Origin of the sequence: Salinicola sp. LHM (assembly GCF_034479735.1) — a bacterium.
GTDB lineage: Bacteria > Pseudomonadota > Gammaproteobacteria > Pseudomonadales > Halomonadaceae > Salinicola > Salinicola salarius.
Genome location: NZ_CP140261.1, coordinates 107,133 through 133,014 on the forward strand (window position 1 = coordinate 107,133; position 25,882 = coordinate 133,014).

General features: G+C 62.1%; 23 protein-coding genes. 11 read left to right on the forward strand and 12 right to left on the reverse strand.

The window, feature by feature from the left end; all coding sequences use genetic code 11:
• Positions 1 to 83: 83 nt before the first annotated feature.
• Entirely contained in the window at positions 84 to 2,219 is a 2,136-nt protein-coding gene (locus tag R5R73_RS00485; RefSeq protein ID WP_322528466.1) for a TonB-dependent siderophore receptor, read from the reverse strand.
• A gap of 215 nt (positions 2,220 to 2,434) precedes the next feature.
• Positions 2,435 to 3,454, reverse strand: a complete 1,020-nt coding sequence (locus R5R73_RS00490; protein ID WP_322528467.1) for a LacI family DNA-binding transcriptional regulator — start codon at positions 3,452 to 3,454, stop codon at positions 2,435 to 2,437.
• Positions 3,455 to 3,877: 423 nt separating this feature from the next.
• Between R5R73_RS00490 and R5R73_RS00495 the strand changes: the two genes are divergently transcribed.
• The 6 genes from R5R73_RS00495 (at position 3,878) to R5R73_RS00520 (ending at position 10,809) form a co-directional block, all read left to right on the forward strand.
• Entirely contained in the window at positions 3,878 to 4,807 is a 930-nt protein-coding gene (locus R5R73_RS00495; protein WP_322528468.1) for a tripartite tricarboxylate transporter substrate binding protein, read from the forward strand.
• 50 nt (positions 4,808 to 4,857) lie between these two features.
• Entirely contained in the window at positions 4,858 to 5,295 is a 438-nt protein-coding gene (locus R5R73_RS00500) for a tripartite tricarboxylate transporter TctB family protein (protein WP_322528469.1), read from the forward strand.
• A 1-nt stretch (position 5,296) separates the two neighbouring features.
• Positions 5,297 to 6,823 carry a tripartite tricarboxylate transporter permease gene (locus tag R5R73_RS00505; RefSeq protein ID WP_071232366.1) on the forward strand — a complete coding sequence of 509 codons (1,527 nt, stop codon included), beginning with the start codon at positions 5,297 to 5,299 and terminating at the stop codon, positions 6,821 to 6,823.
• Between the two features lie 60 nt (positions 6,824 to 6,883).
• Positions 6,884 to 8,032, forward strand: a complete 1,149-nt coding sequence (locus R5R73_RS00510) for a mandelate racemase/muconate lactonizing enzyme family protein (RefSeq protein ID WP_322528470.1) — start codon at positions 6,884 to 6,886, stop codon at positions 8,030 to 8,032.
• A gap of 22 nt (positions 8,033 to 8,054) precedes the next feature.
• On the forward strand, positions 8,055 to 9,833 hold the full coding sequence (locus tag R5R73_RS00515; RefSeq protein WP_322528471.1) for an alkaline phosphatase family protein: 1,779 nt from the start codon (positions 8,055 to 8,057) through the stop codon (positions 9,831 to 9,833).
• Between the two features lie 484 nt (positions 9,834 to 10,317).
• On the forward strand, positions 10,318 to 10,809 hold the full coding sequence (locus R5R73_RS00520) for a ferritin-like domain-containing protein (RefSeq protein ID WP_071232363.1): 492 nt from the start codon (positions 10,318 to 10,320) through the stop codon (positions 10,807 to 10,809).
• An 81-nt stretch (positions 10,810 to 10,890) separates the two neighbouring features.
• On the opposite strand, the gene R5R73_RS00525 is transcribed toward R5R73_RS00520, so the two are convergent.
• The 3 genes from R5R73_RS00525 to istA all read right to left on the reverse strand — a co-directional run bounded on the left by R5R73_RS00525 (position 10,891) and on the right by istA (position 13,536).
• Positions 10,891 to 11,145: a hypothetical protein gene (locus tag R5R73_RS00525; RefSeq protein ID WP_322528472.1), complete on the reverse strand. Its 255-nt coding sequence runs from the start codon at positions 11,143 to 11,145 to the stop codon at positions 10,891 to 10,893.
• Between the two features lie 101 nt (positions 11,146 to 11,246).
• Positions 11,247 to 12,020: an IS21-like element helper ATPase IstB gene (istB, locus tag R5R73_RS00530; protein WP_322527534.1), complete on the reverse strand. Its 774-nt coding sequence runs from the start codon at positions 12,018 to 12,020 to the stop codon at positions 11,247 to 11,249.
• On the reverse strand, positions 12,013 to 13,536 hold the full coding sequence (gene istA, locus R5R73_RS00535) for an IS21 family transposase (protein ID WP_416221188.1): 1,524 nt from the start codon (positions 13,534 to 13,536) through the stop codon (positions 12,013 to 12,015). The genes istB and istA overlap by 8 nt, the downstream gene beginning before the upstream one ends.
• 446 nt (positions 13,537 to 13,982) lie before the next feature.
• On the opposite strand from istA, the gene R5R73_RS00540 reads away from it, so the two are divergent.
• On the forward strand, positions 13,983 to 14,702 hold the full coding sequence (locus R5R73_RS00540) for a hypothetical protein (protein WP_087720271.1): 720 nt from the start codon (positions 13,983 to 13,985) through the stop codon (positions 14,700 to 14,702).
• A 168-nt stretch (positions 14,703 to 14,870) separates the two neighbouring features.
• Positions 14,871 to 16,043, forward strand: coding sequence for a zinc-dependent alcohol dehydrogenase (locus R5R73_RS00545; RefSeq protein ID WP_087720270.1), 1,173 nt, complete (start codon positions 14,871 to 14,873; stop codon positions 16,041 to 16,043).
• Between the two features lie 185 nt (positions 16,044 to 16,228).
• On the opposite strand, the gene R5R73_RS00550 is transcribed toward R5R73_RS00545, so the two are convergent.
• From R5R73_RS00550 to R5R73_RS00560, 3 genes are all read right to left on the reverse strand, one after another.
• The gene (locus R5R73_RS00550) at positions 16,229 to 16,741 is read right to left on the reverse strand and encodes a ferritin-like domain-containing protein (protein ID WP_071232359.1); all 513 of its coding nucleotides are present in this window, start codon (positions 16,739 to 16,741) and stop codon (positions 16,229 to 16,231) included.
• 85 nt (positions 16,742 to 16,826) lie between these two features.
• Positions 16,827 to 17,036 (reverse strand): DUF2795 domain-containing protein, encoded by a 210-nt coding sequence (locus R5R73_RS00555; protein ID WP_244179947.1) that lies wholly within the window; start codon positions 17,034 to 17,036, stop codon positions 16,827 to 16,829.
• Positions 17,037 to 17,188: 152 nt separating this feature from the next.
• Complete coding sequence (locus R5R73_RS00560) at positions 17,189 to 18,091, reverse strand: LysR substrate-binding domain-containing protein (RefSeq protein WP_071232358.1); 903 nt, start codon at positions 18,089 to 18,091, stop codon at positions 17,189 to 17,191.
• A gap of 164 nt (positions 18,092 to 18,255) precedes the next feature.
• On the opposite strand from R5R73_RS00560, the gene R5R73_RS00565 reads away from it, so the two are divergent.
• On the forward strand, positions 18,256 to 18,879 hold the full coding sequence (locus R5R73_RS00565; protein WP_322528473.1) for an NAD(P)H-dependent oxidoreductase: 624 nt from the start codon (positions 18,256 to 18,258) through the stop codon (positions 18,877 to 18,879).
• A gap of 62 nt (positions 18,880 to 18,941) precedes the next feature.
• Here R5R73_RS00565 and R5R73_RS00570 read toward each other — a convergent pair whose 3' ends face one another.
• Complete coding sequence (locus tag R5R73_RS00570) at positions 18,942 to 19,403, reverse strand: RES family NAD+ phosphorylase (RefSeq protein ID WP_322529545.1); 462 nt, start codon at positions 19,401 to 19,403, stop codon at positions 18,942 to 18,944.
• Positions 19,403 to 19,852, reverse strand: a complete 450-nt coding sequence (locus tag R5R73_RS00575; protein WP_087720548.1) for an antitoxin Xre/MbcA/ParS toxin-binding domain-containing protein — start codon at positions 19,850 to 19,852, stop codon at positions 19,403 to 19,405. The genes R5R73_RS00570 and R5R73_RS00575 overlap by 1 nt, the downstream gene beginning before the upstream one ends.
• A 303-nt stretch (positions 19,853 to 20,155) precedes the next feature.
• On the opposite strand from R5R73_RS00575, the gene R5R73_RS00580 reads away from it, so the two are divergent.
• On the forward strand, positions 20,156 to 21,610 hold the full coding sequence (locus tag R5R73_RS00580; protein WP_322528474.1) for an FAD-binding oxidoreductase: 1,455 nt from the start codon (positions 20,156 to 20,158) through the stop codon (positions 21,608 to 21,610).
• 25 nt (positions 21,611 to 21,635) lie between these two features.
• Here R5R73_RS00580 and R5R73_RS00585 read toward each other — a convergent pair whose 3' ends face one another.
• Both R5R73_RS00585 and R5R73_RS00590 read right to left on the reverse strand, forming a co-directional pair.
• Positions 21,636 to 23,225: an alkaline phosphatase D family protein gene (locus R5R73_RS00585; RefSeq protein ID WP_087720549.1), complete on the reverse strand. Its 1,590-nt coding sequence runs from the start codon at positions 23,223 to 23,225 to the stop codon at positions 21,636 to 21,638.
• Between the two features lie 273 nt (positions 23,226 to 23,498).
• The gene (locus tag R5R73_RS00590; protein WP_322528475.1) at positions 23,499 to 25,694 is read right to left on the reverse strand and encodes an OsmC domain/YcaO domain-containing protein; all 2,196 of its coding nucleotides are present in this window, start codon (positions 25,692 to 25,694) and stop codon (positions 23,499 to 23,501) included.
• Here R5R73_RS00590 and R5R73_RS00595 point away from each other — a divergent pair.
• A complete protein-coding gene (locus tag R5R73_RS00595; RefSeq protein ID WP_143543309.1) occupies positions 25,678 to 25,860 on the forward strand; it encodes a hypothetical protein in 183 nt (60 codons plus the stop codon). The genes R5R73_RS00590 and R5R73_RS00595 overlap by 17 nt on opposite strands.
• Positions 25,861 to 25,882: the final 22 nt, after the last annotated feature.

The following is a 25,882-nucleotide window of genomic DNA, read 5'->3' on the forward strand; positions in this document are numbered from 1 at the left end:
AAGGCGACGTATACGGTAGAAGTACGAGCACTCCCCCCGAGCGATCTCGACCGCTCGAGGACGTTAAAACGCTATCGTTGGCGTTACCAGTGGTAGCTGACTTTCGCCCGAATCTCGCGGCCCGGGTTGTAGTAGTTGGCCGTGCCGGAGCCGACGACGTGCTGCTCGTCGAAGATATTGCTGACGTTGATCGTGAAGTCGGTGTTCTGGACGATCCGATAGTCGAAGGCGGCGTCGAACAGCGTTGCCGAATCGCTCTTCGAGGTATTGGCGGCATCGAAGTAGTAGCCATCGGTGTAGCGGGCGCCCAGACCGACGCTCATCTTCTCGCCCGGCAGCGTGTAGTAACCCCAGAGCATCGCGGTGTGTTTCGGAGCGATGGCGAAATCGTTGCCCTTGATCGAGGTGCCATCACGCAGCGTGCCCTCTTCGACCTCCGTATCCAGATAGGAGTAACCGCCGACGATGCTCAGATTATCGGTCAGCTCGGCTTTGGCCTCGAGATCGAGACCGCGCGCCCGGGACGTTCCGATGGTTTGCTGGTCGATGGCGCCATTGTCCTGCACTACGGCGATGGTCACGTTGTCTCTTTCCAGGTTGTAGATCGCCGCAGAAAACTGGGCGTTCATCCCGTCGGGCGAGTATTTCAGACCGATCTCCTGCTGCTTGCCGCGCTCCGGCGTGACGCCAATGGTGGGCGGTGCGACCGACTCTACGTAGCTGACGTAAGTGGAGAGTTCGTCGTTGACGATATAGGTCAGTGCGCCACGCACGGTGGTCTCCGAGAAATCGTCGCTGTCGTCGAAAGCGGCGCCGTAGGATTCCCCCTCGCTCGAGAGATCCATCGAGTCGTTGCGTACGCCGGCGCTGACCACGAAGCGATCATAGAAAGAGAGATTTTGCGTCAGGAAGACCGAACGAGTCTGGTAATCCTGGTTTTCGTACCGGTAGGGCGTCAGGTCTTCGGGACCGCCACTATAAACCGGGTTGGTGATATCGATGGGTTCCGCATTCCCGTAGATCGACTGGCTATCAGTCGAGGCGTCGCGGTACTCAATACCACCGAGGGTGCTGCTGTCGATCTCGCCGAAGCTAGCATCGTACTGCAGGATGGTATTACCGATGAACTCGTGAGCTTCGGTATCGGTACCGAAATAGTCTCGGTTCACCACCGTGCTGGTGCGCGCAGCGACATCGTTGATATAGACGTACTGAAAGTCATCCTTGAGATCGCTATAACGCAGGTTCGTGCTCAGCGTCAGGCCGTTTTCGAAGTCGTGGCGCAGCTGGCCGGTGATGCTGGTGCGATCGACGTCTTGATCGTTGAAGCCGGGCTCGCCGAAGAAGTCGTCGCGGTCATACTCTCGGTCGAGCGGATAGCCGCCGCTATTGGGCGTGTCGTCTCGGTTGAGATAGTCGACGATCAGCGTTGCCGTGGTTTGATCCGTCGGTTCCCACGTCAGGCCGCCCATCAAAAGACCACTGTTATCCTTTGAGTGATCGTACTCTCGGTCGCTGTTCTGAATCTTTCCGGTGAAGCGATAGGCCAGTGTCTGGTCGGAATCCAGGACATCGCCGACATCGATGCCGGCTTCCTTGTGATCGAACGATCCGTAGGAGAGAAAGCCGTTGCCGAAGCGCTCGAATCGTGGTCGCTTGCTGACGAAGTTGACCGATCCGCCCGGGTCGGCGGGGCCGAACAGCGTCGAGTTCGAGCCGCGCAGCACCTCGATGCGCTCGTAGGCGTATGGATCTTCACGCACGCCACGCATGGAGCCCAGCGTCATCCCGTCGCGATAGGTCGTGGCCTGAAAGCCGCGAATCTGGAAATAGTCGTTGCGGTCATCGGTACCGTAATAGTCAGTGATGACCCCGGGGGTGTATTGCAGAACCTCCTCGGTAGTCTGGGCGTCGCGCTGCTCGATCTCTTTCTGGGTAATCACCGAGACGGAAGCGGGCGTGTCCTGAATGCTGGTAGCGACCTTCCCGCCTACCCAAAGCTCCCGCGCTACGACGGTATCGGCGTCGTCGTCAGGCGCTGCCTGAGCGTTGACGATAACGGGAGATAGGCGGTACGCCCCATCGTCGCTCCCTGTCTGCTGCGCGTTTCCGAGCGCGGGAATGGTGAATAGTGCTGAACCGCAGAGAATCGCCGTGGTGGTGTGATGACACCATGACGGTTTCTCGCGGCTCACGATCGTGCGATTGCGACCGCTCATCGTGGTGTCCCCGAAAGTGAATGATCTCTTCTTATATACCCGCGGTTTTTTTATGGCGGCTCGAGGATTATCCGGAGGACACACCTGTCAGTCAATAATGATAATTCTTCTCAATTTCATTCGCGTTCATGATTGGCTATGCGATGCTGTAGAATCTTGCGCAGCCACTGCCGCGTAAGGCGTCGATCCACTATGTTGCCTCACACCCCGGATCGTCATGCGCTCTCCCGCTCCACCAGCCTCACCCCCAGGTCCAGCCGTTTATCGCTTTCCGGCAGTTCCCCCCTGAGGCGTGACAGCAGCAGTCGGGCGGTGTGCTGGCCGATTTCCCGGCGCGGTGGCTCGACGGTGGTCAGCGGCGGGACGGTGCTGGTGGTGAAGTCCAGGTTGCCGAAGCCGGCGAGGGCGAGCCGGCCGGGGATCTCCCAGCCCTGGCGCTGGCATTCGCACAGTACGCCAAGCGCCACCATGTCGTTGGAGCAGCCGATGGCTTCTATCTCGGGGTGGGCCTGCATCAGTGCCTGGGTCAGATGGCCGGTCTCCTCGGCATGGCTGCGTCCGCTCAGCTCGCGCAGCTCGACGGTGCCGCCGGCAGCTTCGACCGCGTCTCGAAAGCCGTGATAGCGGTCGCGGGCGCGCACGTCACGCTGGAAGTTGGTGCTGACGAAGGCCATTCGGCGCCGGCCCTGGCGCAACATGTGTTCGGCCACCAGGCGGCCACAGGTGTGATGCGAAAAGCCCACGATCATATCCAGCCCCGGCTGGCCGTAATCCCACATTTCGACGATGGGCGTGTCGTTGCTGGCGAGCACCGACAGCGACTTGCGGTTGTGCAGAAAGCCGGTCAGCACCAGGCCGGCGGGGTTCCAGCTCAGAATCGACCGGATCAGTTCCTCTTCCCGGGAGTCGTCGAACTCGGTATTGCCGATCAACAGCTGATAACCGGCGCTACGCAGATGGCGCTCCAGCGTCTCGAGCGTTTCCGAGAAGAACGAGTTGGTGATGGTCGGCACCAGCACGCCGATCACATTGGAGCGCGACGAGGCCAGCCCGCCAGCCATGGTATTCGGCAGATAGCCCAGGCGGTCGATGGCCGACTGGATCTTCTCGGCACGCCGGGAGGAGACCTCATCGGGACGACGCAGGTAGAGCGATACCGTGCTCGGCGAAACGTTGGCCAACTGGGCGACTTCGCCCATGGTCACGCGCTGGGAACTGCGTCTGCTTCTTGCCACGGCTTCTGGCCCCTTCCTTCGCGATCACCGGGGTGTATCGGTCCTCGCACCCGGTGTCTCGCTGATAACGTATGAATGTCATTGCTTTCGTGTCGATGCCGTTCGCTAGTGTATCCAGTCAACGCTGAGGCTTCGTCTTCTCTCCGGCTACGGTCCGGGCTGAAGCGACGCTCTGCCGTGTCGGCGCGGCTACTTGTCCTTTGGTCTAAGGCTACGACGAATGGACGATTGGCAGCGATTGTCCGGTCAAAATCGTAGCGCTACGATTCTAATCCATCTCGGCGGGCATCCGTTATTCGTCCAAAGGCTTAGGCGAGAGAAAGAGTTCGAACTAGACCGAAAGGGCGCTCACGAGTCTAATGACGACAGCCAAGCGTTCTGTTTCCGCCGATTTCGCAGCGCTACGAAAAAATGGAGCTAACCATGACATCATTGCGTTATTCGCTGGCCGCCCTCGCGCTGATCGGCGCAACCCATTCGGCAGTGGCCGCCGACAATCTGGATATCATCGTGCCGTTCGCGGCGGGTGGCGCTACGGACATCGTCGCGCGCAGCTTCGAGCCGATCTTCTCGCAGCAGCTGGGCGTCACCTCGGTGGTACGTAACGTGGCCGGCGCCAGCGCCACGGTCGGTACGGCGGAGGTCGCCAACAGCGAAGGCAACCCCAACATCATCGGCTACGAACCCGCCGGTGCGCTGTCGATCCAGCCTTCGCTGAAGAAGCTGCCCTATGGCTCGGACAGCTTCACCTACATCTGCCGCACCGTTTCCAATCCGATGTTCCTGATGGTCTCGAAATCCTCCGATATCGAGTCGTTCAAGCAACTGGTCGAGGAATCGCAGGAATATCCCTTCCTGTATGGCTCTTCCGGCCCCGGTACGTTGCCTCACCTCGCCATGGCGGCATTGACGGTCAACAGCGATCTCAAGGCGGAGCACGTGCCCTACAGCGGTTCCGGCCCGGCGATGAATGCGCTTGCCGGCAACGAGATCCAGATCATGGCCGATACCGAGACCATCCTCGAAAACTACGACCTGCGCCCGTTGGCGGTCTTTGCAGAGAACCGAGTAGAGGGTTATCCCGACGTGCCGACGATGCAGGAACTCGGCCTGGCGGAGATGGACTTCGCCGTCTGGCAGGGCGTCGTCGCGCCCAAGGGAATTTCCGAGGAGCGCACTCAGCAGTATGCCGAGGCGTGCAAGGCGACGGTGGAATCGGACAAGTTCAAGTCATTCGCCGACAAGGCCAAGGCGGATATCGCCTATCTCGGACCGGATGAGTTCAAGGCGTTCGTGCAAAAGCGCTTCGCGGCCAACAAGCAGGTGCTCAAGGACGCTGGCCTGACGCCGTAACCCGTTCTTTCGACCTCTTGTTCTCTCGATTTCTCAGGAGCCGCGGTCCCATGTTCGCATTCTTGATCCATCCTCGAGTATTGACCGCGCTGGCCCTGTTGCTGGCTGGCGCCGGTCTTTCGATCACCGCGTGGCAGGGGCCGGCAAGCGCCATGCTGGTCCCCCGCATCGTGCTGACGATCTGGTGCGTAGTGGCGCTGGCGATCCTGATCGGCGAGTTGATCCGCCGCGTCCCGGTGAAACGCGTGACGCTGACGCCTCTGCCGCTGTTGATGGCGGCGATATTGATCGCGGCGATTGCCACGGCGAGTCTCGGCTTTCTGATCCCGGCGTTGCCGTTGGTGGCGTTGACGCTATGGCTGTTTCGTATCCGGCGGCCATTGCCGCTGCTGCTGGGCACGATCGTGATCGGTGGCGGTTTGTGGTTCCTGTTTCACCACGTGCTGATGATCCGGTTGCCGGCGCTGCTCACGAATGGAGTGATCTGAGATGGATGTGATTCTGGCGGCAATCAACGATGCCTTCACCTGGCAGGCGCTGCTCGCCATCGTGATCGGCACCTGGGCAGGCATCATCATTGGCGGCCTGCCCGGGCTGGGGTCGGTGGTCGGGTTGACGATCTTTCTGCCGTTCACCTTCGGCATGGATGTCATTACCAGCATGGCGCTGCTGATCGGCGTCTACTGCGGCTCGGTCTATGGCGGTTCGATCACCGCGATTCTGATCAATACCCCCGGCACGCCGCAGTCGGCGGCGACCACCTTCGATGGCTATCCGATGACCCAGCAGGGCCGCGTCGACGAAGCGCTGGGCTGGGCCACCTTTGCTTCCTTCTTCGGCGGCGTGCTCTCTTGCGTGCTGCTGATCTTCTGCGCCCCTCAGCTGGCCAAGTTCGCCGTCAATTTCGGCTCGATCGAGGTGTTCGCGCTGGTCTGTCTGGCGATGCTGTGCATCGTCGGGATTTCCCGCGGCAGCCTGCTCAAGGGGCTGGTCTGCGGGATGATGGGCTTCTTCTTCTCGACGGTGGGCAGTGACCCGATCACTGGCGCCGACCGCTTCACCTTCGGCACCTACGCGCTCAGCTCCGGGCTGGATCTGATCCCGGTGGTGGTGGGGGCCTTCGCGCTGTCGGAAGTTTTCGTGCGTTTCTCGGCGCGAGACGAAGAGGCGACGACCATTCCCGAGGCGCGGCTGCGCTTCCCGAACCTGCGCGAGATCGGCCGCCGTCTGATCGAACTGGTGCGGGGTTCGTTCATCGGCAGCTTCGTCGGCGCGCTGCCGGGCACCGGGGCGGCAGCAGCGGCCTTCATCAGCTATGCCGCGGCCCAGAAGCTGTCGCCGCGGCGGGCCAATCTGGGCAAGGGCGAGCCCGACGGCATCATCGCCTCGGAATCTTCCAACAACGCGGTGACCGGCAGCGCCTTCATCCCCACCCTGGCGCTGGGCATTCCCGGCGATGTGGTCACGGCGATGATGATGGGCGCGATGGTGATCCACGGCATTACGCCGGGCGTTCGTCTGATGGTCGACCAGGCGCAGACGGTCTATGCGCTGTTCGTGGTGCTGATCATCGTCAACGTGGCCATGCTGGTTCTCAGCAAACCCTCCATCGGCCTGTTCCGCTACCTGTTCAAGCTGCCGCTGGGCTTCGTGATGGGTGGCATCGTGATGTTCAGCTTCATCGGCGCGGTGTCGGTGCGCGGTAATCCGCTGGATCTGGTGGTCGCGGCGCTGACCGGCATTCTCGCCTACGTGCTGCGACGCGGCGGTTATCCGCTGGCGCCGCTGGTCATTGGCATGGTGCTGGGGCCGGAGCTGGAAAGCTCGCTACGCCGGGGGCTTCTGATCTCGCGCGGCGACTTCTTCTCGTTCTTCACCCATAGCGGCATCGCCACGACGCTGTTCGCGTTGATCGGGCTGTTCCTGGTCTGGACGACGGTGGCGGGCGTGCTCGATTGGCGGGCGAAGATCGCAGCCCGACGCGAGCCCGTATCGCCTTCGAGTAGCCGCGCATGAGCATCGACACCTTCGATTTTTCTTCCTTCGCCGATACTACCCGCAGAGCGATTTCTTGCCATGATCATTACTGACCTCAAGACCCACGTGCTGGCCGCGCCGCTGGAGCAGCCTTTCTCCTTCTCTCAGGGCTGGGTGCATCAGCGCACGGCAATGCTGGTGGAAATTCATACCGATGACGGCCTGGTGGGCTGGGGCGAATGCATCAATCACGGGTTGCAGCCGCCGCAGGTCGCCCAGGCGATGGTCGAGCATGCGCTCAAGCCGCTGGTGATCGGCCGCTCGATCTTCGACCGCGAAGTGCTGTGGGAGACGATGTACAACCACACCCGGCCCTACGGTCAGAAAGGGGCGGCGCTGTTCGGCATTGCCGCGATCGACATCGCGCTGTGGGATCTCGCAGGCAAGGCGCTGGGCCAGCCGATTCATCGCCTGATGGGGGGCGCATTTCGCAACGAGATCCGGCCTTACGCCACCGGCTTCTATCGTCGCGAAGGCGGAAAGTATCCCGAAGAGGTGGTCGAGGAGGCGCTGCGCCACCAGGCCAATGGCTACCGGGCGATGAAACTCAAGACCGGTTTCGGTATCGAGGCGGACATTCGCGACATGCGCGCGGTGCGCGAAGCGGTGGGTGACGACATCGCGCTGATGATGGATGCCAACTGCGCCTACAGCGTGCCGGCGGCACGGCGCATCCTGATGGAACTCGAAGAGACACGGGTGCACCTGTTCGAGGAGCCGCTGAGCCCGGAGAACCGTCACGGCTATCGCGAGCTCAAGGGGATTTCCCGTACCTGGATTGCCGCCGGCGAGAACGAGTACACCAAGATCGGCTATCGCGACCTGATCAGCGAAGGCGTGCTCGATGTCATCCAGCCGGATCTCGGCGCCGCCGGCGGTCTCACCGAGTGCCAGAAGATCGCCGCCATGGCCCAGGCCTGGCACGTGCCGTTGATTCCCCACGTCTGGGGGACTGGCATCGGGCTGGCGGCGGCGGTGCAGTTCATCGCCACGCTGCCGCCGCAACCGCTGTCGCTGACGCCCGACGAACCCATGCTCGAATACGACCAGTCCGCCCATCCGTTCCGCCAGGAGTTGATCGGCGGCGAATTCCAGCTCAATGCCAACGGCTGTGTCGAGGTGCTCGACAAGCCCGGCCTGGGTATCGAGATCGACCGCTCGATCATCGATCACTACACCATCCGCTAAGCCGTGCCCACAGGAGAGCCACATGAGTCAGAACCGTAAAATCCTGCTGTTGGGCGTCGACGGCTTGATCCCCGAGCTCGTCGAGCGCTTCTGCGCCGAGGGCGTGCTGCCCAACATCCAGCGCCTGCGCGATGAAGGCGGCTCGACGCGGCTGCTGCCCTACATCTCGACCTGGGGTGACACCAACTTCGTGACGTTTCTGACCGGTCAGGCGCCGGGCACCAGTTGGGTCGGCCAGCGACTGCCGCCCAGTGGCACGCAACACCTGCTGGAGCTGATGAGCGCCGCGGGGCAGCGAGCGGCGCTGGTGCATTTTCCCGAGAGTCTCAAGCCGACCGGCCCTGAGGATCTCTGCTTCGCCCCGTTCTGGAGCGGGAGCGGGCCGGCACCGATGGAGCTCGCTCCGGCGTGCCTGCACAGCACTCGGCTCGATCGCTGGGAGGCTACACCCCAGACCGAAGCCCTGGGGTGGCCGCCCACCGGCACGCTGGCGCACCATCAGAAGCACAATCGCTTTGCCATCGAGCGTGCGGGTGACGGCTTCGTCGCGCTGATTCCCGCGCATCGTGGCGAGCCCGTGCCGGTAACGCTGAGCCCGAACGGCGAACGTCTACAGCTCACCCTGGCGGACGGCGAGGCCAGCCTGAGCGTCGGCGAGTGGAGCGAATGGCTGCCGCTCGAACTCGAAGGTAAGCGCACGGCGATACGCTTCAAGCTGCTCGACTTCGACGCCGCCAGCGGCAGAATCGATCTGCTGCAATCCCAGGTGACCGCGCCCGCGCCCGCCAGCGGGCAACCCGAGGTGGCCCAGCGGTTGATCGAGCGCCATGGCCCGTTCATTTCCAAATGGGCGGTCTCCGCCGACCCGGATACACGCTACTTCGAGACCAGCTTCGAGGAAGGGCGCTATCAGCTCGAGTGGCTGGTCGACAGTGCCCTGACGCTGCTCAACGAAGAAGGCTTCCAGCTCTTTGCCACGGTCTTCCGGCTCAACGACGAGACTCATCACACCTGTCTGGCGCAATGCGATCCCGAATCGAAGTTCTACGCAGCCGACGATGCCGCGCGCTATCTCGAGGTGATCCGGCGTTCCTACCGGGTTCTCGATGACGCCGTGGGCCGGGCGCTGGACGGTTGCGACGACGACACGGTGGTGGTGCTCGCCTCCGATCACGGCGACGTGCCCAATAGCCACCTTTGTGATATCCACAGGCGGTTGGCCGAATTCGACCTGTGCACGATCGATGGCGAAGGCAAGCCCGACGTCGCCGCGAGCCAGGCGTTTCTCAAGGACGAGCGTGGCGGACTGGAGATCTTCGTCAATCGCAATCTCGTGCCGACAGCCGAGATCGAGCGGGTACAGACGCGCATCCTCAAGGCGCTGACCACCTGGTACGTCGAGACGACAAGCGGCGAACGCAACGTGGTCGCGCTGGCACTCAAGAAGCAGGATGCCAGCCCGCTGGGCTACTGGGGCGAGCTGATGGGTGACGTGCTGTTCGCCTACGCCCCCGGTTTCGTCTGGGGCACCAACGAACGCGGCGATACGGTGGCCGAACTCGTTACCCCCGGCGCCAACCACGGCCCGCAGGTGCCTACCGCCAGCACCGCGTTCGCTTCCAATCACGGCGTGGCGTTTTTCCATGGCTTGGGGATTCGTGGCGGTGTCGAGTTGCCATTCGATACGGCTCGCGGCATCCAGCGCATGGACAGCGCCGGGGCGACCTTCGCCAGGCTGCTCGGCCTGCCCACCGATTCGCTGGACGGTAAACCGTTGACTACGCTGCTGGACCCGGCTTGATTCATCGCAGAGCGTAACGGCTGTTCATGGAGGAAGAGGCGTTTCGCGTTGAGCGATGAAAAGACGCTTCGCGTTGCGTCCGGTCTGTTTCTACGCGGGGGCAGGATTGATGGAGATCAATAATGATCGTTAATCCTGACCAACCCGGCCGCGTATACACTGCTTTTCGTTAGCCGGGTTTATCGACATTAATCCATGGGAGTTTTTGTCGATAAACTCTACCCTTTTATGACTATACATTGATCCATCGGCTAGCCGGTGGCATCCATTGCCAGTGACTCATATCGGTTACATAAAAACATGATATGAGGATTTCCCGGCTGGCAGGGGCTGCTAACTTTAGGTCGTGCTTGGCGATTGCCGATTGCACAATGAAAAGCATGGAATGCATCAACTGAACGCGTGAGCTTTTGGTCGTCAGTTTCGCAAACGCTTCGTGAAACCGGTCATGGCAACCGTTTGGTCAATCCAATGGAGTTTCGATATGGTCATTAAAAGCGCTAACGATCTTTTTATTCACTTGCTTTCTGACGTCAATAGTGCAGAAAAGCAAATTACTCGCGCACTTCCCAAGCTGGCACGTGCCGCCGATAACGATCAGCTGGTGGAAGCCTTCAAAAAACACCTTGAAGAAACCCGCGGGCAGGTGGAACGGCTCGAGAAAGTGGCGGATACGATTCCTGATATTCGAATCAAGCGCACCAAGTGCTATGTCATGGAGAGTCTGATCGAAGAGTCTCAAGAACTCATCGATAATGCGGAGAAAGGCCCCGTTCTGGACGCAGGCTTGATAGGTGCGGCTCAAAAGGTGGAGCACTATGAAATTGCCGCCTATGGCACCTTGTGCGCAATGGCTGAGCAGCTCGGTTATACCGAAGCCAAAGATATCCTTGCCGAGACGCTCAAGGAAGAGAAGGCCACCGATGACAAGCTCTCCAAGCTGGCCAAGCAGAACGTGAATCAGAAAGCGGGATAAGTCTCGAGTTCCGGATCGATTAGGCCCTCATGGCGAGGGCCTTTTTTGAGGTTTCAGTAAGCGGTTTCCATCCGAAAGAAATCATCTTTCGATATCCGGCTTGCCGGGCGTAAAGCTGGGTGGATCGCTCGCCGGGAAACTGTCCGCGCTCATGTCGTCCACACGGGCCTGCATTTCCTGCTCGGAAGGAACGGCAGGAAAGTGACCCACCGGATCGTTCAAGACCCAGTGCGTGTCATGGCGAGTCAGCTTTTCCATCGGAATACGGTAAGTGGTGCCTTCCTCGGTTTCCATCAATACGTTTTGCGTACCGTTTTCCTTGATGACATTACCCACCAACCGACTTTCGCCGTCATAGACAGCGCTACGTATGCGACGTCAACTACTTTGGCCGCTTGGCGACAATTAAAATGGCCGGTTGGGTGGGGTAGTTGTCGTCAGTCCGACGACCCAGCTTTTCCTCCTTGTAATTGTCGTTGATAAGCACGCTTACGGTAGCTCTCCCCGCTCAGCTCCATCAGCGTGGCGTGGTGCACCAACCGGTCGATGGCGGCCACGGCCATCATGCTGTCGGGGAAGATACTGTCCCAGGCGCTGAACGGCTGGTTGGCGGTGATGATCAGGCTGGCCGACTCGTAGCGATGGGCGATCAGCTCGAACAGCACTGACGTCTCGGCCTCGCTGCGTTGGACGTAGCCGATATCGTCGATCACCAGCACGGCGTACTTGTCGAGCTTGATCAGGGCGTCGCTCAGGCGCAGTGCCTGCTTGGCAGCCTGGAGCTCCTGGACCAGGCTTGAGGCGGTGGCGTAGCGCACCCGGTAACCCTGGTCGACCAGCGTATGCCCGAGCCCGGCCGCCACGTGGCTCTTGCCGACGCCGGAGGGCCCAAACAGCAGCAGGTTGTGAGCCTGGTCGACCCACTGCGTGTCGCCGGCCAAGGCGCTCAGTTGCTGGCGCTGCTCGGCCGCGATGGCGTCGAACTCGAAGGACTCCAGCGTCTTGCCCACCGGCAGCCGGGCCTCCTTGAGGTGCCGGGCCAGCCGGCGTCGCTCACGCTCGGCCAGCTCGTGCTCGCATAGGGCGGCCAGTGTTTGTGGCAGGCTCCAGTTTTCGGCTCGGGCGCGGGTTTCCAGCTGGGGCCAGCAGGCGGCCATGGTGGGCAGGCGGAGCTGTCGCAGTAGCAGCGGCAGCGTCTGGGCATCAGGCATGGCAGCACACCTCTGTGGTCGGCACGCTGGGCACCAGATGGTTGTAGCTGGCGATGTCATGCTGAGTCACCTGGGGGAAAACCAGCGTGGCGCTCGGCGTGGCGGCGAAGCGGGCCTGGAGCTCGGCCAGCGTCGGGCTCTTCCCGCGCGCCAGGGCGCCCAGCCAGTAACTGGCGATCGCCTCGGCCTGGTCCTGCTCGGCGGCCAACGCCAGAGCGCCAACGATGCGCTTGCAGGCCTCGGCGACCGGCAAGGCGGCGGTCAGCCGGGCGTACAGCTCGCGCCACTCCGCACTCGGCAACAGGTCGTCGCGGAACGTCAGCCCCGCCAGCGCCCGGGGCTTGCGGACCAGCCAGCCGATCACATGGCGGTAATCGATGACCCGCAACCGGCCGCTTTCCGGCGTGGCATGCAGCCGCCTCAGCGTCAGCAATGCTTGCTGTGCGTGATGCAGCACCAAGCGATCATCGTAAAGGTGCACCCGCAGGTTCTCGCCGATCAGCCGGGACGGCACCGAGTAGAGCACCTTGCGCACCTGGATGGTGCTGGAGGTAGTGACGCGCACCGTCACCTCGCTGTAGTCGGTACCGGGCCGGCTGGGCAGTGGCTGCAGCGCGCCACGCTCGACGGTGATCCGGGCCGCGTTGCGGCGGTTGATCGCGGTGGTCACCTCATCGAGGAAGGCCTGGTAGTCATCGAGGCTAGCGAAGTCCTGGGAGCCGCGCAGCGTCAGGCGCTGTTGCAGGCGCCGCTTGAAGTGGCCATGTGGCGACTCGATGCTGGCGTTTTCATGGCCGCGCCCTGGGTTATTACGGGTGGCCGTCATGCCGTAGTGAGCGCACAGGGCAGCATAACGCTCGGTGAGGTCGGCTTCCGCCTCCCGGCCGAGGTTGCGGAAGGCCGCCGACAAGCTGTCGGTGCGGTGCTCCGCGGGGACACCGCCAAGCCGCTCCAGCGCACGGGTCAGGCCTTCAGCCAGCGCCGGGTAGCTCTCGCCACCGAGCACCACCCGGACATAACACCAGCCGCTGTAGGCCAGGCGGAAGTGGTAGAGCCGGTGATCAAGCAGCTCCCCTGCCACGGTAATGACAATCCCCTTGAGCTCGGTGAAGTCGGAGAGGCCGCGCAGCCCGGGGCCATGGGTTTGCGGGAACATTACCTCTTTCTCCGGGCCGTGCGCGGCTCGCCAGCCCTTGACCCGGCGCTGCAGGGTTCGCAGCAGGCTGTCCGGGTACTGGCCGGGGTGCTGCTCCTGCAACCACTCCAGCAGGGTCAGTGCCTGCAAGCCCGGGGCGGCGGCCAGCTGGGGGACGAGCGTGGTCTCCCACACATCGGCGAAGGGGTCGGGCCGGGTTCGCCAGTGCCGTGATGCCGGCGGCTCGGAGGACTCGGCCCGGCGTTCGAGGCGGCGAGCGGTTCTGACGGAGAGGCCGGCCTTGGCGGCGGCGACCTCCTGGGTCTGGCCTTGTTGACGTTGCGACATATAGAGCGTGACCTGTTGGCTGGTGACCGCCATACCGGCTCCCTGGTGGGTCGGGACAAGCGGTCAAGCTTAGGGCAACCGGTCACAGTAGTTGTCGTCGGCCGGCCAGAGTAATTGTCGCTCTATAGCTACGTTCATTTTCCATGTTGGTAACCTATACCGAATCCGTTCGTGGATGAGTTCTCCTCAGACAACTGCTTTCTCAACGTAGCCCTTTTTTCGGGTGTCGAGAAGCACTCCTTCGGTACGATGAACCGCGGTTTTTTATCTGCGCTAATCGATACCTGTCAAAGCGTTGACGCTGCCTTGACGTTGCCTCGCGATCGGAATTCTGCGATCGGATTTGATGTGCTTTAACGCCGCCGGGCATCGGTGCGCTCGCGGGATTGGCGATCGGCTAACGTTAAACATTGCCAACAGGCACTATCGTCGACCGTGACCGCGACCTACCGCGATCCGGCTGAAAAGGGAGAAATTCGATGTCTTCCGAAGCGCGACATACGCTTTCGCATACCCGCAAGCAGGATATGGCTCCGGTCACTGGCGTGGAACGCTGGGCTTCGCTGGGCGGTGGTTTGTGGGGGATAGCAGGCGGTTTGAGAAAAGGCGGCCTCATGGGTTGGGGGCAGGCCATCCTGTCAGGAATGCTGGTCTATCGGGCCATAAAGGGAGAGTGTCGGCTCAAGGGCGCACTCTCGGCCTCTCCTTACGAGAAGCACGTGGCCGAAGCGCATCATTGGCAGGCGGCCAGGGTGGTCTCGCACAGCGTGACCGTCAACAAGCCTCGCGATGAGCTCTACCGTTTCTGGCGCGCGCCCGACAAGCTGGCCGAAGTTCTGACGCCCGCCATGCATATCGAGCAGGTTGACGATCGGACGACACGCTGGATCCTGGATAGCGACCCCGCGAAACAGCTTCTTGTGCGTCTCGTCGACGATCGGGAGGGGGAGTTCCTCGAGTGGGTCTCCGACTCGGAAGCTCTGCCGCCGTTTTCCGGCTGGGTGCGTTTTCAGGACGCGCCAGGCAGAGGCGGGACGGAAGTCCAGTGCTACGTGACCTACGAACCCGCCAAAGGCCACTTGGGCTATCTGGCCGACAAGGGATCGGGCGGCACTTCCCATTGGCTGCACCGCAACCTCCGGCGCTTCAAGCAGAAGATGGAAACCGGCGAGATCACGGCATCGCGACCGTTTACCTGAGATTTGGGAATGGGAACTGGAAAATCGGGCCTGTCCGGGGATTCGATCATCAGCGATCGCCAAGACACGCCCCGCTTTCAGACGAATCCCGTCGTCGGCTGGCCTTGTCGATCATGAAGGGTTTCCGCGGGACGTGACATAGGCCGAACAGGAACAAGGAGAGTCTTCATGCGAGCATTGACATGGCAAGGCACCAATCGGCTGAGCGTCGAGACGTTGCCCGATCCGGAATTGATCAACCCCCGTGACGTCATCGTTCGGGTCAAGCTGTCGTCCGTCTGCGGCTCCGACCTGCATCTTCTGGATGGTTACGTACCCACGATGCACGCCGGCGACGTGCTCGGGCACGAGTTTCTGGGAGAAGTGGTCGAGGCAGGAAGCGGGGTGACCCAGTTCAGCCGTGGGGATCGGGTCATCGCGATCTCGATCCTGGGCTGTGGCGACTGTCAGCCGTGCCAGCGTCAGGAGTTCTCCTGCTGCGACAACTCCAATCCCAATCCCACGTTCACCCAGGAACTCTACGGACACGCCTGTACGGGCATCTTCGGCTACAGCCATGCATTCGGCGGATACGCCGGCAGCCATGCCACCTACGTCAGGGTGCCGTTCGCCGACGTCAATCTGTTCAAGGTGCCGGAGGGCATCAGCGACGAGAAGGCGCTGTTCGTCTCGGATGCCGTTCCCACGGGCTATTACGGCGCCGATATCGCCGATATCGAGCCGGGCGACACGGTCGCCGTCTGGGGCTGCGGGGGTGTCGGGCAGATGGCCATTCGAAGCGCCTATCTGATGGGCGCCGAGCAGGTCATCGCCATCGACCGATTCGAGGACCGGCTGCACCTCGCTCGCAAGCAGGGCGGGGCGATCGGGCTGAACTACACCCAGCATGACATTCATGATGCGCTGTTGAGCCTGACCGGCGGGCGCGGCCCCGACCGATGCATCGACTGCGTGGGCATGGAAGCGCATTCCGAACACAAGCTCGAAGATGTCTACGACCGTACGAAGCAGATGATGCGGCTGCAGACGGAACGCGGTGCGGCGCTGCGCCAGGCGATCCACTCCTGTCGCAAGGGAGGGACCGTGTCCGTGCTTGGCGTCTACGCGGGCTTCATGGACAAGTTCCCGATCGGCGCGGTCGTCAACAAGGCGCTGACGATGAAATCGGGCCAGCAGCCGGGGCAGCGCTATGTCGAACGGATCTTCGAACACATTCAGGCCGGCGAACTCGACCCTTCCTACCTCATGACCCATACCGCTTCGCTGGAAGAGGGCCCCCAAGGCTACGCCATGTTCAAGCACAAGAGCGACGACTGCCTGCGTGTCGTCTTTGAGCCTTGAGGCCAAGCCTCGAGGTCATAGAGCTCGAGGTCATAAAGCTCGAGGTCATAAAGCTCGAGGTCAGAGGCCATAGAGTAAGCCCGGCAAATCAGGAACTCTGGGAAAGGCACCAACGAAAGAGGCTCAACGATGATGTTGAGCCTCGGTTCGACAAGCCAGCAATATCTGTCTTTTCCGTTTACCGTTTACCGTTTACCGCTCAGTTCGTCACTTTCCGACCGGGCGAGGAAGGCACGGGTAACGTCGTCGAGGTTGTCTTCCAGCCACTTCGCCATGGCCAGCTCCTCCTGGAGGATGCTTTCGCAGACTTCCTTGATACGAATCTCACCCAACTGATCGGCGGCAGCGATCAACGCACGGTAGTTGGCGATCTCGAAGTGCTCGAAGGCGTAACTGGCGACGCTACCCTTGACCACTTCGTCGGGCGCCATGGAACCGCCGATCGCCTGGCCCATCGCGGCGAACTTCCCGCCCAGGTCTTTCATCGTCGAGGTGCTGGTATTCATCGACTCCAGACACTCCTCGAGCCGAGCGGCCTGGGACTTGGTTTCATCGATATGCTGGGTAATGCGCGCCTGCAGTTTGGGATAATGCTCCAGACGCTTGGCCTGGGCGGTCAGCATCTGCTCGGCCTGCTCTTCCATGGCATGAGCGTCCTTGAGCCATGAATGAAGCTGTTGCATGGGATCGCTACTCATCGTTCATCTCCTTGAAAACTACCGGCCTCGTAGTCGAACGAAGGCCATCGTTGGGTTACGCATCCCTGAATCGAAGCCGTCCGGCTTATTCGGCCTCCCCCACGCCTTTCATGACATCGGCCATGTTTTCGTACTGGCCTTCGGGCAAGGCTTCGACGACTTTCATGACGTCGGATTCCGCACCATTTTTCTTGGCGTGCTCAACGATATCGTTCTTGCCTGCCGGAAAATCGATACCGCCAAGATAGCTTGAGATATTGGCCGGAGACCGGCCTCCGAGACCTCGAGTCATCATCGATACTCCTTGTAGGTTCATGCTTGTCACTTATCGAGCTTAGTCGGCGGCCGACCGCATACCAGCGAGAACCGCGCGCTGGATTGACGGGGGTGAACGACGTGGCGAGGAGTAGGGGCAGGCGAGATTTCGGGCAGTGAAGTCGTTCGCGGTCACGCGCTCACATACCGTCCCGGCAGCCGTTCGGCCAGGAAATCCATGAACAGCCGGGCGCGCTGGGAGAGGGCGGTCTGGCGGTAGTAGACGACATTGATGCGCTGGGTCTGGAATTGCGTCTGATCGGGCAGGATATCGACGAGAAGGCCTTGCCGGCGCGGGGCGATCGTCACGTAGTCGGCCAGGCAGGCGATGCCCTCGCCCGCCATGACGAGTTCGAGCAGCGTCGTGCCGCTGGAAGCGGAAAGCGTCGGCCTGACATGTAACGGCTCGCCGCGCCCGTCGAGCAGCGGCCAGCGATTGAGATGATCCAGCTGGCTGAAGCCGAGCAGGCTGTGGTGGGCGAGATCGTCGACGCTCCGGGGAACGCCGCGTCGAGTCAGGTACTCGGGGCTCGCCAACAGTCGCAGCGGGCTGTTGCCGAGCGGGCGCGCGTGCAGCGAAGAGTCTTCCAGCTCGCCGATACGGATGGCGAGGTCGACGCGCTGTTCGAGCAGATCGACGAAGCGGTCGTGGGTGTCGAGCTCCAGCGCGATACCGGGGTAGCGCTGACGGAATTCCCCGATCACCGGCACGAGCACGAACTGCATGAAGCTCGGCGCCGCGTTGATGCGAAGCCGCCCCTGGGGCCGGTCCTGATGGTGGGCGATGGCTTCCTCGGCGCTGTCAACGGCGGCGAGAATCGACCGCACGTGGCCGAGGAACGTCTCGCCTTCTTCGGTCAACTCCAGCCGTCGCGTCGTCCGTCGCAACAGCGTCGTGCCCAGTTTGCGCTCGAGACGATTGAGCGCGCGGCTGACGCCGGAGACCGTCATGTCCAGCCCCTCGGCGGCGGCCGTGATGGAACCGCGGTCGACCACGGCGACGAACGCCAGCTGTTCCTCGAGCGTGCTTTTCATGGCGGTTCTCAAAAAAATCGAACGTTTGTTGATTCTAAGTCAAAAGTGACTTGTCGCCAGCGTGGTTTATCCATTGCCGTTTGTCGCCACAATGGTGCCATTGCGCCGCGCCAGAGCAACACCGGGGCGTGGCATTCAAGATCGCGATGGAGAACGCTCGAACGATGAAGATTCTATTGATCAATGGCGGCAAGCCGTTTGCCCATTCCAGCGGTGAACTCAACAATACGCTGCACGGTATCGCCTGGCACACGCTGATCGAACTGGGCCATGAACTCCGCGAGACGGTGATCGAGCAGGGCTACGATATCGACGCCGAAGTGCAGAATTACCTCTGGGCGGATGTCGTCGTCTATCAGATGCCGGGCTGGTGGATGAGCGCGCCCTGGACCCTCAAGCGCTACATCGACGAAGTGTTCACCGCCGGCCACGGTTCTCTCTATGCCAGCGATGGGCGCACGCGCACCGATCCCAGCAAGCAGTACGGCAGCGGCGGGCTGTTGCAGGGGCGTCGCTACATGCTGTCGCTGACCTGGAACGCGCCGATCGAAGCGTTCGACGAGCCGGGCAACTTCTTCGAAGGCCTCGGTGTCGACGGCGTCTACTTCGCCTTCCACAAGTCGCAGGAATTCGTCGGGCTGGCCGGGCTGCCGAGCTTCATCGCCAACGATGTGATCAAGGCACCGGAAGTCGAGCGCTACCAGGCGGAATACCGCGAGCATCTGGAACGCGTGATCGGCCGGGCCGAAGCACCGGTGTCCGAGACACGAGATTCGGTATCCGCCTGAGAATTGCGTTCCCTGAGAACCTAGCGCGTGACACGAAGGCAGCCTTGGCTGCCTTCGTCCGTTTACAACCTCGGATCGGGCTTGAAGGGGAGGGGCTCGGCCGCTGCGACAATCGGATCAAACAGCGGATGTCCGGGGTTGAGCATGTAGTTGAACTCTCTTGGCACCACCACGCTGGGCAGCGCCAGTGCCAGGCTTTGACCAGAGGTCAGCCAGCCATCGCCCAGATCGGCAGTCTCTGCTGGCGCTGGCGCTTCCTGCCAGTTGTCCGGTAAATCCTCTGCGCCAACTCTCAAGATGCTCTCGGCGGGCAGTGTCAGGCGCAGTAGTGCATAGGCATCGAGCAACCGATAGCTTTCCAGATGCACCATGATTTCCAGCAGCGCCAGCGATTCGGAACTTGCCACATAGACACAGGCACGGCCCGGGCTGTTCCAGCGCCCCCCGTAAAGCCGTGCGCCTTCGCCATCGAAGGCGGTGTCCTGATATTTACGTTTGACCAGCCGATAAGCGTACACCTCCATCACGCCGAGACTCCGTGCTCCAATCGCCCGATCAGGTTCAGTACCGTTTGATATTCGGCTGACGTCGCGCTCATCTCGATGGGTTTGCGCCCACCAAGGCCGATATTGGGTTTGAGCAGCCATGCGCGAGCGCCTTCGGCATCGCCCTCGAACAGATCCAGCGCCGCCTTGAAAAGCTCGGCAAAGCGATACAGTCGGTCGCTTTCCGCCAACTTGAACCGGCCCGACTTGGCACGGCGGCTAAGCGTGGCCGAAGGAATATCGACATAGCGCGCCAGTGCCTTCTGCTCGATCCCCGACACCTGGGCAAGCCTGGGATAGACCCGGTACTCCACGCCTTCATGCAGCAGTTCGTGCAACTTGCGGCCTCGCGCCGGTAGGCCGATCTGTTGCCAGAAGCCGGAGGCCGAGGCTTTCGGTGGCTGGTATTGAGTAAAGCGGACGTCCATGACGATTACTCCGTTTGATAGCCTTAAGGCATATCAATTGGTATACGTGGCGCAGTCGTCTCCGTCAAGCGATACCGCTGTCAGAAAATATCGTCGACCGGGCTGACGGGTATTCCACAGCTGTCTCAGCCGTGGACGGTATCCGGTCCTGTCATGCGTGTCGCTCATCTGTCGGATAGCGGCGCGAATCCGTTGATCTGTCGCGTTCGACATGAAGTCGGTAGCGATGGCTTGCGGTATGCTGTGGTGCGAAAGATAGCTCGCTTACTAAGTGAGCTCGCACGCCACGCTGAGAGTACTGCCATGAGCACGTTTAACGCCAGAACCCCATCGACCGCCGGGAATGAGAATGCCACTGTCTCTGCGACCAAACTGCCCCCACGCCCCGATGCGGAAACGCTCTGGGCGCTGATCGCCGATCTCGAGCCAATGCTGGGCGATCGCATCACCACGGTGGCGGGGATTCGCGAGCAGCACGGGCATGACGAGTCCTGGCACCATCCGGCCGCCCCGGACGCCGTCTGCTTTCCGCACTCCACCGAAGAAGTCTCCGCGATCGTGCGGGCCTGCGCGGCCCACCGGGTGCCGGTGATTCCCTACGGTGTCGGCACTTCCATCGAAGGCCAGGTGATCGCCGATCATGGCGGCCTGTGCGTCGACCTTTCCGCCATGAACGCGATTCTCGACGTTCGCTCGGAGGACATGGACGCCACCGTGCAGCCCGGGGTGACGCGTACCCAGCTCAACACCCATCTGCGCGCTACCGGTTTGTTTTTCTCCGTCGATCCGGGGGCGGACGCCAGCATGGGCGGCATGGCCTCGACCCGCGCCAGCGGTACCAATACCGTGCGCTACGGCACGATTCGCGAGAACGTGCTGTCGATGACGGTGGTGATGCCGGACGGGCGCATCGTCGAGACCGGCACGCGGGCGCGCAAGTCCGCTGCCGGCTACGACCTGACGCATCTGATGATCGGCGCCGAAGGCACGCTCGGCATCATTACCGAACTGACGGTGAAGCTGCACGGGCTGCCGGAGGCGATCTCCTCGGCGACGGTGGCGTTCGAGACCGTCGCCGGCGCCATCGATACCGTCATCGCCTCGATCCAGTACGGCATACCCATGGCGCGAATCGAGCTGATGGACGCGCTCGCGATGCAGGCGGTCAATCGCTTCTCCCAGCTCGATTACGCCGAGAAGCCGACCCTGTTCCTGGAATTCCACGGCACCCACGCCGGCGTGAAGGAGCAGGCCGAAGCGATGGCGGAACTGTGCCAGGAGTTCGGCGGCAGCGATTTCGCCTGGGCGACGAAGGAAGAGGAGCGCCAGACGCTATGGCAGGCGCGCCACGATGCCGCCTACGCCGCCAAGGCGCTGCGTCCGGGAATGGAATTTCTAGCCACCGATATCTGCGTGCCGATCTCGAAGCTGGCCGAGTGCATTGAAGCGACGCAAGCCGATGTCGCAGAAAGCGGCCTGGTCGCGCCGCTGCTCGGTCATGTCGGTGACGGCAATTTCCATCTGGTCGTCGCCGTGGATCGTCATAGTGAACAAGAGTTGGAGACGCTGGCGGCATTCAACCAGCGCCTGATCGAGCGCGCTCTGGCCGCCGGCGGCACCTGCACCGGCGAGCATGGCATCGGCACCGGCAAGCGCGCCTACATGGAGGCCGAACATGGCGAAGGCTGGGCGGTGATGCGTGCGATCAAGGCCGCGCTCGATCCGCTCGGCATCATGAATCCGGGCAAGCTGGTGTAAGTTTCCGGTTTCCAGTCCGCTCCCTTCAGGCGCTGGCGGAGCGGGCTTCCGGCTCGAGCACCTGGGTGTACAGCGTGTTTCCGTCGCTATCCTTCAACGTGACCGTGAGTCTTTCGCTCTCGGCGTCCAGATCGGCCTGGCCGAAGAACTGATAGCCCGCCGAGGGCGGCAGGTTGGATTGGCCCTCCGGTGGCGCCTTCTGGAAGACCACTTCGGGGCCGAAGGTCGCGTCCATCTCGCTGGGGCCGAAGGTGCCGGCGTGGATCGGCCCGCTGACGAACTCCCAGAACGGCTTGAACGCCTTGAAACTGGCGCGCTCCGGCGCGTAGTGATGTGCGGCGGTGTAGTGCACGTCGGCGGTGAACCAGACCACGTTACGGATATCGTCGTCGCGAATGGCCTGCAACAGCCGGGCGAGCTCCATTTCGCGCCCGAGCGGCTGGCCGGGATCATTGTTGGCGATCGCTTCGAGCTGATCGCCATCCGGCACCACCATGCCGATGGGCATGTCCGCGGCGATGATCTTCCAGGTCGCGGTGGAATCGTTCAGCGCCTGGCGCAGCCAGCGGAACTGGTTTTCGCCCAGGAACGCGGTGGTCGATGATTCCTCGTCTTGCAGATTGGCGCTGTTGGGGCCGCGATAGCTGCGCATGTCCAGCATGAACACTTCCATCCCCGGCCCGTAGGAGAAACGTCGGTAGATCCGTTGCGGGGCGGAAGCGGGCAGGCGAATCGGCATGTATTCCAGAAAAGCCTGACGGGCGCGGGCGGAGAGCAGCGCGACGTTCTTTTCCGTATAGAGATCGTTGTCGAGAATCTCCTGCGGATACCAGTTGTTGGTCGTCTCGTGATCGTCCCACTGAGCCAGCATCGGCACTTCGGCGGCGAAGCGGCGAAAGTTGGCGTCGAGATGGTTGTAGGCATGCTGGCCGCGATATTCGTTTAGCGTCTCGGCGACCTTCTGCTTGGCCGGCGTGACGATATTGCGCCAGGCGCTGCCGTCCGGCAGCGCGACGCGCTCCTGCAGGGGGCCATCGGCATAGACGGTATCGCCGGAGTGGATGAAGAAATCCGGCCGGACCTGGCGCATCGCTTCCCAGGTGCGCATGCCACCACGGGATTCGTCGATCCCCCAGCCCTGGCCGACGACGTCGCCCGACCACACGAAACGCAGGTCGCGCGGGGTGGATGGCGGCAAGCGCAGTTGCCCGACCATCGGCTCGCTCACCGCGCGTTCGTCTCCCAGGGCGGCGAAACGCACCCGGTAATGCACGGTATTCATTCCCTGAAGGCCGGTCGCATCGATCTTGCCGATCAGGTCGGTGCTGGGCAGCACGTCGACCCAAGGCAACTGGCGGGCGCCGCGGAACTCCGGGTTGTCGGCCACCTCGACCAGCATCCGCGATGGCATGCTGGCGCGCCCCCACAGCATCGCGCGGTCCGTCAGCGCATCGCCGCTCATCACGCCGCCTTCGACCGTCGGACGTCGACCTTCCGCCATGATGATCGCCGGCGCCCCCAGCAGCCCGGTGGCGGCCAACCCGAGGCCGATGCCGAGATGGCCACTGGTGATCAGGAAGTCACGCCTGGAAAAGCCTTTTCGATCGATCGTCATCGTGCCGTCTCCATCCGCTCGCGGTCAGTGGTGCCAGTGACAACAGGCTAGGTGGCGTGAATGACGAGGATGTGAAGCTCGTGAGAAAGGGGATAGCGCGACACGATAGGCCGAGATCGGATCGCAACATGCTGCGGTGACGATCCCTGTGACCTGGAGTCGATTGCGGCCACCGACGGCGTGAACCATCTTTCCGATTGCTGACGCCGAAACGAAAAGCCGCCCGCTTGATCACTCGGCGGGCGGCTCTCCATGCGGGTTGCGTGAGCGAGTTCAGGCTTGCCGAGCCGCCCGCGCCGCATGCAGCTTTCGGTAGCTTTCGAGCAGGCGCTGGTGGCGATCCAGGCCTTCCAGTTGCACGTTCGTTGGCGTCAAGCCGGCGAAACGAACCGAGCCTTCCACGGAACCGACGACAGCCGCCATCGTGTCCTCGCCGAACATGCGCTTGAGGTTGTAGCGGTAGTCGTCGAGCTCCAATTCGTCATCCAGCGTGATCTCCAGCACGGCAAGCAGCGCCTGATAGAACAAGCCGCGTTCGACGGTGTTGTCGTTGAACTGCAGGAACATCTCGACCTTGTCCAGCGCGTCCTCGAGCTGGCCGAGCGCCAGGTTGATCAGCAGTTTCAGCTCGAGAATCGTGAGCTGGCCCCAGACGGTGTTCTCGTCGAATTCGATGCCGATCAGGGTGATGATCTTCATCTGGTCGTCGAGCTCGCTCTCCCCCAGACGCTCGAGCAGGTCGGCCAGCTGTGCATCGTCCAGCGCGTGCAGGTCGAGAATGTCCTCGCGGAAGGCGAGCGCCATGTTGGTGTTGTCCCAGACCAGATCCTCGACCGGATACACCTCGGAGTAGCCGGGCACCAGGATGCGGCAGACCGGCGCGCCCAGGTCTTCATGGATCGCCACGTAGGCCTCCAGCCCTTCGGCTTCGAGAATGCCGAACAGCGCGGCTGCCTCTTCCGCGTTGGAGCCCGAGAAGTCCCACTCGACGAACTCGACATCCGCCCGGGCGCTGAAGAAGCGCCAGGAGATGACGCCGGAAGAGTCGATGAAGTGCTCGACGAAGTTGTTGGGCTCGGAGACAGCCTGGGAGTTGAAGGTGGGCGGTGGCAGGTCGTTCAGGCCTTCGAAGCTTCGGCCCTGCAGCAGCTCGGTGAGACTGCGCTCGATCGCCACCTGCAGGCTGGGGTGCGCGCCAAAGGAGGCGAAGACACCGCCGGTGCGCGGGTTCATCAGCGTGACGCACGCGACCGGGTACCGACCGCCGAGGGAGGCATCCTTCACCAGCACCGGGAAGCCCTGGGCTTCCAGCGCTTCGATGCCTTCAACGATGCCGGGATATTTCGCCAGCACGGCCTCGGGCACGTCCGGCAGCACGATCTCCTGCTCGATGATCTGTCGTTTCACCGCGCGCTCGAAGATCTCCGAAAGGCACTGCACCTGCGCTTCGGCGATGGTGTTGCCCGCGCTCATGCCATTGCTCAAATATAGGTTCTCGATCAGGTTCGACGGGAACCAGACCGTCTCGCCGTCCGACTGGCGCACGAAGGGCAGCGAGACGATGCCGCGATCCGTCCGGCCGGAGTTGGTGTCGAACAGATGCGAGCCGCGCAGCTCGCCTTCCGGATCGAAGATCGCCCGGCAGTGGTCGTCGAGAATTTCTACCGGCAGTTCGTCATTCGGCCCCGGCTGGAACCACTTCTCACCGGGATAATGGACGAAATCGCTATCGGCGATCTCCGGGCCGAAGAACTGATCGTTGTAGAAGAAGTTGCAGGAGAGGCGCTCGATGAACTCGCCCAGCGCGGAGCAGAGCGCGGCTTCCTTGGTGGCGCCCTTGCCGTTGGTGAAACACATCGGCGAGGCGGCGTCGCGAATGTGCAGCGACCACACGTTCGGCACGATATTGCGCCACGAAGCGATCTCGATCTTCATGCCGAGGTCCGCAAGGATCTTCGTCATGTTGGCGATGGTCTGCTCCAGCGGCAGATCCTTGCCCTCGATCCAGGTCGATTCGCCTTCGCCGTCTTTGACATGAGTCCCCGCCATCAGCAGCGCCTGGGCGTCTTCGTCGATGCTCTTGACCGTCTCGATCTGGAATTCCGGGTTGTTCTGGATCACCCGCTTGACCGAGCAGCGCTCGACGGAGCGCAGGATGCCGATGCGATCCTTCTCGGAGATATCGTCCGGCAACTCGACCTGGATCTTGAAGATCTGGTTGTAGCGGTTCTCCGGGTCGACGATGTTGTTCTGCGAAAGCCGGATGTTCTCGGTCGGAATGTCCCGCGCGTTGCAGTAGACCCGCACGAAGTAGGCTGCGCACAGCGCCGAAGACGCCAGGAAGTAGTCGAACGGCCCCGGTGCGGAGCCATCGCCCTTGTAGCGGATCGGCTGGTCGGTGATGACGGTGAAGTCATCGAACAGCGCTTCCTGACGCAGGTTGTCGAGATAGTTGACCTTGATTTCCATGGAGAAGGACCGCGTTGGTAAGTGGCTGCGCCTCGAATTCTGGACCCGGGCGGATGGCGGCCATTATCCGGATTTGGGGGCGCTGCGTCTTGGGGGTGTTTTGTCGGAGTGGCGTTTCGGCTCGAAGGCGTCCCGTTTCGACCGGATGACCATTTCGACCGGATGACAAAAGGCCCGACCCCCATCCA

What these genes read in the sequence shown, in the direction of transcription:
- R5R73_RS00520 (WP_071232363.1), top strand. Translation starts at nt 10,318, where the DNA reads ATGGTCATTAAAAGCGCTAACGATCTTTTTATTCACTTGCTTTCTGAC.
- R5R73_RS00515 (WP_322528471.1), top strand. Translation starts at nt 8,055, where the DNA reads ATGAGTCAGAACCGTAAAATCCTGCTGTTGGGCGTCGACGGCTTGATC.
- R5R73_RS00570 (WP_322529545.1), bottom strand. Translation starts at nt 19,403, where the DNA reads ATGGAGGTGTACGCTTATCGGCTGGTCAAACGTAAATATCAGGACACC.
- R5R73_RS00545 (WP_087720270.1), top strand. Translation starts at nt 14,871, where the DNA reads ATGCGAGCATTGACATGGCAAGGCACCAATCGGCTGAGCGTCGAGACG.
- R5R73_RS00560 (WP_071232358.1), bottom strand. Translation starts at nt 18,091, where the DNA reads ATGAAAAGCACGCTCGAGGAACAGCTGGCGTTCGTCGCCGTGGTCGAC.
- R5R73_RS00495 (WP_322528468.1), top strand. Translation starts at nt 3,878, where the DNA reads ATGACATCATTGCGTTATTCGCTGGCCGCCCTCGCGCTGATCGGCGCA.
- R5R73_RS00580 (WP_322528474.1), top strand. Translation starts at nt 20,156, where the DNA reads ATGAGCACGTTTAACGCCAGAACCCCATCGACCGCCGGGAATGAGAAT.
- R5R73_RS00505 (WP_071232366.1), top strand. Translation starts at nt 5,297, where the DNA reads ATGGATGTGATTCTGGCGGCAATCAACGATGCCTTCACCTGGCAGGCG.
- istA (WP_416221188.1), bottom strand. Translation starts at nt 13,536, where the DNA reads ATGGCGGTCACCAGCCAACAGGTCACGCTCTATATGTCGCAACGTCAA.
- R5R73_RS00540 (WP_087720271.1), top strand. Translation starts at nt 13,983, where the DNA reads ATGTCTTCCGAAGCGCGACATACGCTTTCGCATACCCGCAAGCAGGAT.
- R5R73_RS00565 (WP_322528473.1), top strand. Translation starts at nt 18,256, where the DNA reads ATGAAGATTCTATTGATCAATGGCGGCAAGCCGTTTGCCCATTCCAGC.
- istB (WP_322527534.1), bottom strand. Translation starts at nt 12,020, where the DNA reads ATGCCTGATGCCCAGACGCTGCCGCTGCTACTGCGACAGCTCCGCCTG.
- R5R73_RS00510 (WP_322528470.1), top strand. Translation starts at nt 6,884, where the DNA reads ATGATCATTACTGACCTCAAGACCCACGTGCTGGCCGCGCCGCTGGAG.
- R5R73_RS00485 (WP_322528466.1), bottom strand. Translation starts at nt 2,219, where the DNA reads ATGAGCGGTCGCAATCGCACGATCGTGAGCCGCGAGAAACCGTCATGG.
- R5R73_RS00590 (WP_322528475.1), bottom strand. Translation starts at nt 25,694, where the DNA reads ATGGAAATCAAGGTCAACTATCTCGACAACCTGCGTCAGGAAGCGCTG.
- R5R73_RS00555 (WP_244179947.1), bottom strand. Translation starts at nt 17,036, where the DNA reads ATGATGACTCGAGGTCTCGGAGGCCGGTCTCCGGCCAATATCTCAAGC.
- R5R73_RS00575 (WP_087720548.1), bottom strand. Translation starts at nt 19,852, where the DNA reads ATGGACGTCCGCTTTACTCAATACCAGCCACCGAAAGCCTCGGCCTCC.
- R5R73_RS00585 (WP_087720549.1), bottom strand. Translation starts at nt 23,225, where the DNA reads ATGACGATCGATCGAAAAGGCTTTTCCAGGCGTGACTTCCTGATCACC.
- R5R73_RS00500 (WP_322528469.1), top strand. Translation starts at nt 4,858, where the DNA reads ATGTTCGCATTCTTGATCCATCCTCGAGTATTGACCGCGCTGGCCCTG.
- R5R73_RS00550 (WP_071232359.1), bottom strand. Translation starts at nt 16,741, where the DNA reads ATGAGTAGCGATCCCATGCAACAGCTTCATTCATGGCTCAAGGACGCT.